We start from the raw sequence: 9,786 nt of genomic DNA, 5'->3' as shown, positions 1-9,786 counted from the left end.
GGCAGTGGGCACGCGGGGATAGCCGCGCGGGATCGATTTCGCGGAGTTCAGGTCGATTGGGCTCAAAGAGCGGGACTTCTTTTCCCCTTCGGGGAGCGGAGCGGTAGGCCGTGGGTAATTTCGGGATGCGGCCTAGACCGCTCCGCCGCTGCTGCGCATCACCGCGAAATTGATGCCGGCGCACTGGATATGACCCCAATGCGCGGATGGCCCCACGTTGATGCAACCTCACCGGCGCGAAGGCGCGTGCCCGGACATCCACCGTGCACCCGTTGGTTTCCCGGTCCATCAAACCGAGAAATCCGCTCCGAACCTTTCCAGCCTAGCTGATGGTACCAGTGTTGAGGGAGGCGCAGCTCCCGCTCACCAAACGCCCAGCTCGCGCCGGCCCCCGAATGAGCGGGATGGGGAGAGCGTATACGGAGGATAGGTGGGCGGGGATAAGATTTGTTTGTTCATGCCCTTTGTGTCCGCTTTGGGCCAGCCTACTATGGCGCATGAAAGACGCTAAAACGCCCAGCCAAAATCCTAGCAATCCACGGACGATCTATGATGGGCCACCCAGGCCGGCGATTGTTCGCAGCGAGGGCGGCACACCCTCAGAACGGTATTTGGCGAAACTTGCTGACAAGAGCTTCCTGAACCTGTGGTCTTACCCCAATACCTTCATCGATAAAAAGGCCGATGGGAAAGGCGACGGCAAGGAACTTTGCGATCTGCTGGTCGTATGCGGCGACGACATACTCATCTTCAGCGACAAGACGGTGGCTTGGCCGGGCGGGGACGACGAAGAGCTTGCGTGGAAGCGCTGGTACAAGAGAGCAATTGCCAAATCCGTTGATCAAATACGAGGGGCCGAACGATGGATTCGCAATTTCCCTGACCGGATATACCTAGACAGAGTGTGTAGTAAGCCACTTCCCTTTCCGCTCCCTCCTCCCGAACGGCGCCGCATTCATGGCATCGTGGTGGCGCTTGGCGCCGGCCAAGCATGCCGAAAGCATTTTGGGGGTGGCACGGGAAGTCTTGCAGTACGCCCGGAGCTGAAGGGCGATGCTCATTGGAATGGAGAGTCAGTTACTCCCTTCGTGGTCGGCGATGTAAACCCTGAAGGGTCTTATGTCCACGTGCTGGATGATGCCACGCTCGACATCGTATTGGGTGAGCTGGACACCATTAGCGACCTGACTACCTATTTCATTAGGAAAGAGCGTCTTGTGCGCAACGGCCAGCTTGTGTGGGCCAACGGCGAAGAAGATATGGTTGCGTATTACATGACCCGGTTGAACCGGGAAGGCGAGCATGACTTCACGCTGCCTGACGGTGCAAGCCTAACAGAGAATGATCACATAACGCTCGCGGGCGGCTTCTATGCGAGGATGCGCCAGAACCCTCAGTATCAAGCTAAAAAGCTTGCTGATCGAAATTCCTACCTCTGGGATAAACTGATTAACCAGTTCACGACCCACATGCTGGCGGGCACATCCGTTATCTTTGAGGGACAGACTTCTTTGCTCTCTGATTTGGAAGAGGGTGTGCGCCACATGGCGCTGGTTCCCAGGTACAAGCGTCGCCTCTATGGGGATTCAATCCTTGATGTGCTTCAGGGTGGCCAAAGCACCGATCGATATATGCGGGCGATGCTGCCGGGGCCGACGGAGCCTGACCGTAGTACGGGTTTTTTCTTTATGACACTTGCGGTCGCGAATTGGTCGTTGGACGGGGGATATGAGCAGTATCGCAAGGTTAGGATGGCGATGCTGAAAGCGTATGCGCTTGCGCTCCACGAGACGAACCCGAATTTAGAACAGGTCGTAGGGATTGCGACTGAACCGCCCGATCCGCGTGCCGAATCTGGTTCTTCTGAGGACCTCATACTGATGGAAAAGCCGAACTGGACGGACGAGCTACGAGCCGATCTTGATAAGAAAAAGCGCCTGTTCAACATTATGGAACCAGGCAACTTCAAGGAGCGGTCGCTTCTGGGAAATGAGTTCCCAAGCCCGGAGGAGCAGAAGCTTCTCGAGATAAAGGAGACCTCACGGAGCTTGTTTAGAAGGGATGCTGCAAGCGCCGGAAAGGAAACGACGCCGAAGGTGATCACATCGGCTATCAAGAGCTTAGCGTTGCAACTTAAGGCCGATGTCGACCCTTGCTATGTTCCCGTGAGAAATGATGCGTATGGCCTGTACGGCTACTGCTCCGACGGGGTGCTGGAAAAAATAAAGCACGACGGCGGCGGCATTTGTTTTGGGTGGACGATATGGGAATGGCCGGGCGTGCTATTTACGGCGGAGTTCCACGCGGTGTGGATAGCCTCCGGAGGCGAATTGGTTGACATTACGCCGAAGCCTGGGAAGGAGACAAAAATTCTCTTCGTTTCAGACGATGCATACGGGGCTGACTTTGATTTTGATAAACGTCCCTTGAACAGACGAATGTCGGCGGTGGAGGCCCTGCATCCGCAAGACTACGCGGCCGCGCGCATCCAACAGATGAAGCCAAAGCAACTGCAATATGAAGAACAGCGCGCTCGGAAAGCTGGGAAGACGCTAGAGGAGTGGTTGGCGATAAAGATGCCAGCTGACCAGATGTTCGAACTGGTGAAAGAACTTGTGGCTGTATGTGACGAGTTTGATCGGTTGATGGATGCAGCGCCGAAGCACAGCATGGGTCACGTGTTAGCGGATGATAAGCTGGTGGAAACGATTCAACGTAGGGCGCAGCTACGCGACAAGGTGCGGACCCTTAGGTGAGCCCTTTGAAAACTCCTTTTGATCTTAGTCATGGGCAGGTGGCATACAGGGCCGTGGCGTTCGCGCAGATTTCCATGTTGGCGTTGGATCAATTGCGGCCAATGGACTAGCAGTCCTTACCTAAACCAACCGGCTCTGTTCTACCGCCGCAGCGATAGAACTCCAGAAGAGCGGATGCGGGGTCGAATGGGCGGCTTTCTAGTTCCGGGTGGAACTGGATGCGGATGAACCGCGCTTGCGCACCTGTGCGGCGGCTGTTGCGTCGCCGCACAGGATCACGTTCGATTGCGCTAGTGAGTGACGAGCGGCGCGGTTACCAGCGGCGCCAGTGACGGCCATAGTGGCGGTAGGGGCGATAGCCGTATCCGCCGAAATACCTGGGCCGGTAGTAACGGCGGGGCGCGTAGTAATAGTCGTCGTAGTAGCCGCCGCCGTAGGCGTATGCGGGATATCCGTAATAGCCGCCGTAGTAGCGGCGGTGATAGCGATGGTGAATGCCGCCGAGAATGACGGCGGCGGCGATGCCCCCACCGATCCATCCCCACCCGCGTCGCGCTTCGGCTTGTTGGGCTGAGCTTGTGACGAGAAGCATCGCGAGGGCCATGGACGCGACGAGTGCGGCAGGCGTTCGTAGTTTCATTGTGACCTCCCGGGGCTTGTTTCTCTAATTTGCGGTGCGTCCGAGATCGAACGCGAGCCGCTGAAGAGCAGGCCGGGCGTGTTGCGGCGCGACATCGAAATGCAGGGTCGCGGCGCGTGGTGGTGGCCTGCGCGTGGGAACGTCGAGGCTTGTACGGAGATAATGCTACGCCCGTGTGCCGGTTCCCGCAATTGGCCGTAAGCATTGGGTCGCGTGCTCGCGCACCCGCAGATTAACCGGCCCGCAGATCGAAATGCGCTCCCCGGCCGAAATGCTCTCGCTGATCGAAATACTCTGGGCGTGCGAATGGGCGTCTGGCGGCGCAGGGCCGTGGCGGCTCTGCGTGCAGCGCCGGGGGGCGGCAGATGTGTGCGGAAAGCGTCGCGGCGGCAAGGCGGGATGTGGAAAGGCGGCGGCTGCCGTCCGGAAAATGGCAGCGAGTTCGAAAACGCACCCTTTAGGGCAGCTCTTGTCGCGAAGCGTTACGCGACTTATGCCATCATCGTTTGTGGATTCGAGGGACGGGGATGGGCTTGGCGACCTGCGGCCGCATTCTGGGCGTTTGCGCCTTGATCTGTTGGTCGGCCCGCGCCGACGCCGCAGGTGGCGCCTATGTCGTCGACGATGCGGCAATTGGGATGCCTGGCGAGTGCCAGGTCGAAACGTGGACTTCGCATGGTGACAACGGGCACCTCGTCGCCGTGCTGGCGCCAGCGTGCGTTGTGGATCTCGGCGCGCCCGTAGAGTTCACGACGACCCTCCTCGGCTCGCGCGTCAATTCCGAGTGGACGGGCACGGCCGGTCTGCAGGCCAAAGTCATTCTGGTGCCCGTGGGACCGGCAACAGCCGGGATCGCTCTCGTTGCCGGCACCGTTGTCGACTTCGACGGGGGCCAGATCGCGTCGGCATTCGTGAATGTGCCGGTGACGATCCAGGTTCACGATCATTTGCGGGTGAACCTCAATGGCGGCTGGCTGGACGATCGTCTGGAGGACAAGAGCCACATCACATGGGGCGCGGGTTTCGAATGGGATCTGGCCAAAAAGTGGACGTTGATCGGCGAGGTCTATGGGCTGGTTGGATCGCCCGGACATGAGCCGCGCATGCAGGCCGGGTTGCGTTACATGCCGTCCGGGGCGGTCGATTGCGACCTCATCTACGGAAACAACATTGCCGGCGAGAACGCCAACTGGATCACCGCGGGCGTGACCTTCAGATACTGACCGGCCTCGCTGGCCGAACATAGCCCGCGAGGCCTACAGCATGATCCCCTAGAGCCAGCCTCGCTGTTTGAAATACAGGTAGGGACCCACCGCCGAAAGCACCATGAGGACGAGCGCCCCCGGGTAGCCGAACGCCCACTTCAGCTCGGGCATGTAGTCGAAATTCATACCGTAGATCGATGCAACGAGGGTCGGCGGCAGAAAGACCACGGCCGCAACCGAGAAGATCTTGATGATCTGGTTCTGCTGCAGATTGATCAGGCCAAGCGTCGCGTCGAGCAGGAAGTTGACCTTGTTCGAGAGGAACGTCGCCTGATCGGCGAGGGCGCTGACATCGCGGTACAAGACTTTCGAGCGCGCCCTGGCGTCCTTCGTCAGCTGCTTGTCGGTCTGATCCGCGCTGGTGTGATACGTCAGAACACGGTTGATGCTGACCAGGCTCTCACGCACCTTGGTGAGCAGGTCGCCGTCCTGGCCGATCTTTTCGATGACCTGCTGCAGCTCTTGCGTGGTGCGCGAGACCTTGCGCTTCGATTTCCTGCGGAAGACGGCCCGCGAAATCGCATCGATGTTGACGCCCACCCGTTCCAGCGCGTCGGCCAGGCGGTCGCAGATCGATTCGATCAGGCTCATCATGACCTGCTCGCCGTTGGCGCACGGCACGGTATTGGGCTTCTGGGCGCGGTTGATGAAGTTCGCGAACGCCTTCGTCTCCGCATACCTGACGGTCAACACGGTGCTGCCTTTGAGCACAAAGGTGATGGGCGTGGTCGTCGGATCCTCGGAGTCGAGCTGAGTGATCGCCGTGAGCGTCATGAACTCTGCGCCGTTCACCTGATAAAGGCGCGCCGAGACCTCGATCTCCTGCATCTCTTCCAAGGTTGGAAGGTCGATACCGAGGAGCTGTTCGACGTAACGGTCTTCTTCCGGGGTGGGGTTGAACAGATCCAGCCAGACCAGCGGCGTGGTAGGTGGCGCCGCGAGTCCTTCTTGGACCAGGACAAGATGATTGTTGTCGCGCCGATAGCTGCGAAGCATGGGGAGGCTCCTTCATGGGTCTGGCCGCTCACGCAGCCAGATCCGGAGCCTGATCAGGCTGCCGTCTCCGACGCGGGCGGTGTCGAAGGTCGACTTCGACTGTCGGTGTCCATTTGGTTCGGTCCTCGGGGCTGAGCCTGGGGCCACAATCGGGCGCACACTACGCCAGCGCGATTTCGCAGGCTAGTGCCTCATCATGCGGTTCTTTACCCGCACCATCCTGACGTAGGGCGCAGTGGAAGAAGGGCCTGCGGATCGGGAGCGGTTCAGAGGGTGAGATCGCTCCAGCGACGAATAGTGCGGATGGACCGGATTCCTCTCCTCCACGTCACGGCCGCGTAGGCGGCCGTCTACGCAAGGTTCAGCACATGCGACGTGCGAAGGGGGGGCTGAACACGTGGGCAGGATAGTAGCTGATGTTGCCAGGGTGGCTGCATGTCGTGGATGGCCGCCTTCGCGGCCATGACGTTTGGGGGAGCATGGTCGCCGTGACGACGCGCGGCCACCGGCGGATCCTTCGCGTTCTACCCGATCAGGTTGGGTGGCCGCGTCTCATCCGCGGGGTGTCATCACCGTGCGGTTCGACGTTTCCGCCTCCAGGTCCAGCAGGCGAGCAAAAACCAAAGTGGGGCCGCAATTCCTACGACGGTCAGAAACGGCAGGAAAAGGAGTAAGGCGTAGACGTCCGTTCTGAGGTTGTGCTCGGCCACGGAGTTCGCCGGGTTGCGAGCTTGATAGTAGACGCCCACGCGGTCTCCGGGTTGAAAGGATGGCGGCGTTCGCACGTCGCTTCGCACGGTCGTGCCTGGGCGCTCGACGCCATCGGACGCTGCGAAGCGATAGTGGATGGTGAGCTCGTATTTGGGGTCGCCGCCCTTGAACTTTCCGACTTCCACGAGCTTGACGCTTTGCAGCACGCCGTCCGTTTTCGTTCCGAACCACAGCAATGCTGCTTCGCGGACCAGTCGCGGACCCATGATCGTGATGGCCGCCGAGCAGGCTAAGGCCACCATCAGCATCAAGGCGCTGATGGCGAAAAGGGTGCGCGATTTGGCGGCGTTCGCCCAAGCGTCGAAGCTGTGCTGGCTGATGAAGATCCTCGACGCCCAGCTCATGCAGCCTCTTGTTCCTATCCGTGAGACCCAGGCACCCTAAACCAACCTACTCTGTTCCACGGCCGCGGCGTATGCAGAGGATAGAGGGGCGGGATAAGATTTTGTGGAAGATCTAGAAGCGGCATCGACGTGTTCACTGCCTCGCCGCGCGCTCCTGGTTCAGTGCGAAAAGGCGCTCAAGGATCTGGTCATCCGACAGGTCCGCAGGCCATCCGTAGGCGGCGGTGACGGCAGCGTCGAGGTCACGATGAGCGTGATCGAGCCAAGTCGGGCGCTCGTTGTAGAGCTTGGTAAGTGTGCGGTCCTTGAGGATTGCCGCCGCTTTGTCATCAACTGGAAGTGTCCGGTCAGGATAGCCTAGTACCACTTCGGGGGCACGCTGAACAAGGTCGGATGGATTCAGCCAGTTTTCGCGCAGTCGGTTGAGCCGCGCGGCGGCGGTGGCGATCGCTTGCGCGTGCGGGTCAGCCGCGTAGTCGGCGGCTGGGATGTTAGGTGTCAGGCCGTCGGGAAAGGGGAATGTCTCGAAGCAGGTCGTCGGCGTGTATCGTGGGTCGTTGCCGACCCCAAGCCACGTGCACATGCGCAACGACCACAGCTCGTGAAGCTTCGAGTGTAGGATGCCGAATGTCGTGCAGTCGTCGCGGATGATGGCAATCGTCGCGCTATCTGGCAGCACGATAGCATCACTCCAAACAAAGACGCGATGCTTCGCTACTCTCGGTGTTACTATGAAGCCGTTCACCCGACACAAGGCACGATGCATTCCTTGCCTAGCCTCAAGGTGTCGCCACCAGAATGTCCGGTAAGTTTCTCTGCGGTTCTTTTGGCGTTCGGGTTGCACACGGTTGAGGATGTGCGCGAATGGCTCCTCGAAAAGCGCAGCCTCGGCCTCGGACATCTTCCATCCGAAGTCGACTATCCACATGTCGCGAGGGCGCCGTGTTACGTCGAGTCCGTTGATCCATGGCTTGAGAACACGGCTATTGGTTTCGCCGTTTGGGTTGACTGGCTTTTGCAGCCATTCGCGAGCTAGCTCTCCAGGAATTTCAAACGCTCCGCCCTTGGTATCGCCCATGAAAGCGATACTCGCATTCTCGGGGAGTGGACGTGCGTTCGTTAGGTCGACGCCAATAGAACCCTTGCGAGCTGTCAAATCCGGATAAATCTCAAGCACGGGGTCTCCATCGAGCTTGATTTGGGTATCAACTTCGGAGTCGCCAAAGTTAACAATTGCTACGCGCACTGCGGCTCCATCCTGTAGCCAGGGTTCGTCACCCCAAGCATTGAAGATGATTCCGTGCGTTCGGATGTGTTTGAGGACTTCGCGATTTGCACCGCCGCGGATTGAGTTGGTGGCTACAAGACCAGCACGAGTGATGCGCTCGGCTGCAATGGCCTCCGAAGCCTTTTGAAACCAATAGCAAACCAGATCGGCCTCTCGAGGAACGCGGCCGTCGAAGGTTCGGAACATCGCGCTTACTGCTTTATCTCCAAGATTGGTGATCAGCATCTTCCCGCCTAAGAACGGCGGGTTGCCGATGATGACATCGGCGTCCGGCCATTGCGCTTCCGTGCCGTCGGGGTTCAGGAGCGCGTCGCGGCACTCGATGGTTTCGAGCGGCTTCAGGATCGGATTCTTCGAAACGCCGAAGTTCTTCTCGCGCATCCACTGGATCTCGCCGATCCAGACAGAGACGCGCGCCAGCTCGGCGGCAAACGGGTTGATTTCGATGCCCTTTACGCACTCCGGGCCGACTGCCGGGAACGCGGGAGGCAGGCCCAGTTCCTGTGACTCGAAGTTGACGCGGAACTCGATGTTCTTGAGCGCCTTCAAGGCGAGATAGAGAAAGTTGCCGGAACCACAGGCGGGATCGAGGATGCGGAAGGTTCTTAGGCGCTCGAGGAAGCCAACGCGGAAGGCTTGGGCCTCCTGGAACTTCTTTGATTCAGCCGGCTGCTTGAGTTTTCGCGTGGCCTCCATTCGCGGCTCGATTTCAGCGCGCATCTCCGCCCACTCTCTCAAAAGGGGCTCGATGATGACCGGGCGCACGATCATCATGATCTTCTCGGCGTCAGTGTAATGCGCGCCGAGTTGCGAGCGCTTCGAAGGGTCGAGCCCTCGCTCGAACAACGTCCCCATGATCGACGGATTGATTTCGGACCAGTTGGAGCGCGCGGCTTCGAGCGCGATGCGGATGTCGTCGGCGGTGAGCGGTAACGCGCCGCCATCCTCGAACAGTCCGCCGTTGAACCATTGGATGGCGTCGTACCCTACGCGGCCGTTCTTGTTGGCCATTGCACCAAAGAGGCTTTCGGCATTGGCGACGAACTGGCTCGGATCTTCGAGGCTCGTCTGTAACATGCTCTCGAATAGGCGCTTGGGCAGGAGGTCCACGTCTTCCGCGAACATACAGAAGACCATACGGTTGACGAAGTGGGCGACCTTTTCCGGGTCGTGGCCCTGGTCGCGGAGGTTCTGCGCGATGGCGACGAATTTCTTCGCGACCTCTTCGGTGGTGGCGTTGGCCGAACGCTTGGGCTTGAGCTGTTCGACGTTCGCCTCGTCGAAGGCCCATTTCAGTTTCTGGCGAAGGCGCGCGTCGGCGAGGTCATCGAGTTCGAGGACGTGCTTTTCCTGAACCATGCTGGTCCAGTTGGTGTGCAGTTCGATGCGGCGCATGTCCGACACGATGAGGAGCGGCGGATTCTCTAGGTCGCTGGCGTAGAGGCGGAGCTGCTTGAGCGCCTCGCCCAGATCCTTGCCAGGGCTCTTATACTCCCAGGCAAAACAGTTGCGTTTCCAGGCGTCCGCAAAGCCGCCCCCGCCACCCGTCTTGTCGACGTTGATCTCGAAGCCGTAGCCTTGGTCCATGAGCGACGTGCCATTAGGCTTGGGCACGCCCAGCAGTTCGCAGAGGGCGTTGAAGTGCATCTGCGCGCCCTGACGCTCGTTGAGGTCGGAGTGCTTCCATGTCGATATGAAGTTTTCGGGCGTCACGTCTGACCTCAAA

Annotated in this window: 6 protein-coding genes; 2 read left to right on the top strand and 4 right to left on the bottom strand. The window is 59.6% G+C overall.

Translation table 11 applies throughout. From position 1 onward, the window contains the following. Nucleotides 1-497: 497 nt before the first annotated feature. Nucleotides 498-2,756, top strand: coding sequence for a hypothetical protein (locus ACTIFK_RS12490; RefSeq protein WP_439543402.1), 2,259 nt, complete (start codon nt 498-500; stop codon nt 2,754-2,756). Between the two features lie 313 nt (nt 2,757-3,069). Here ACTIFK_RS12490 and ACTIFK_RS12485 read toward each other — a convergent pair whose 3' ends face one another. Continuing rightward, entirely contained in the window at nt 3,070-3,396 is a 327-nt protein-coding gene (locus tag ACTIFK_RS12485; RefSeq protein WP_439543401.1) for a hypothetical protein, read from the bottom strand. A gap of 527 nt (nt 3,397-3,923) precedes the next feature. On the opposite strand from ACTIFK_RS12485, the gene ACTIFK_RS12480 reads away from it, so the two are divergent. Continuing rightward, entirely contained in the window at nt 3,924-4,619 is a 696-nt protein-coding gene (locus ACTIFK_RS12480) for a hypothetical protein (RefSeq protein ID WP_439543400.1), read from the top strand. Nucleotides 4,620-4,667: 48 nt separating this feature from the next. Here ACTIFK_RS12480 and corA read toward each other — a convergent pair whose 3' ends face one another. The 3 genes from corA to ACTIFK_RS12465 form a co-directional block, all read right to left on the bottom strand. Then, complete coding sequence (corA, locus tag ACTIFK_RS12475) at nt 4,668-5,657, bottom strand: magnesium/cobalt transporter CorA (RefSeq protein WP_439543399.1); 990 nt, start codon at nt 5,655-5,657, stop codon at nt 4,668-4,670. Nucleotides 5,658-6,226: 569 nt separating this feature from the next. Then, complete coding sequence (locus tag ACTIFK_RS12470; protein WP_439543398.1) at nt 6,227-6,772, bottom strand: DUF3592 domain-containing protein; 546 nt, start codon at nt 6,770-6,772, stop codon at nt 6,227-6,229. A 133-nt stretch (nt 6,773-6,905) separates the two neighbouring features. Continuing rightward, the gene (locus tag ACTIFK_RS12465) at nt 6,906-9,773 is read right to left on the bottom strand and encodes a class I SAM-dependent DNA methyltransferase (RefSeq protein WP_439543397.1); all 2,868 of its coding nucleotides are present in this window, start codon (nt 9,771-9,773) and stop codon (nt 6,906-6,908) included. Nucleotides 9,774-9,786: the final 13 nt, after the last annotated feature.

It is taken from the genome of Hyphomicrobium sp., from assembly GCF_051860585.1.
In the GTDB taxonomy this organism is placed as follows: Bacteria; Pseudomonadota; Alphaproteobacteria; order Rhizobiales; family Hyphomicrobiaceae; genus Hyphomicrobium_C.
The sequence above is the reverse complement of the archived record's forward strand: the minus strand, read 5'-3'. Positions and strand labels throughout refer to the sequence as shown.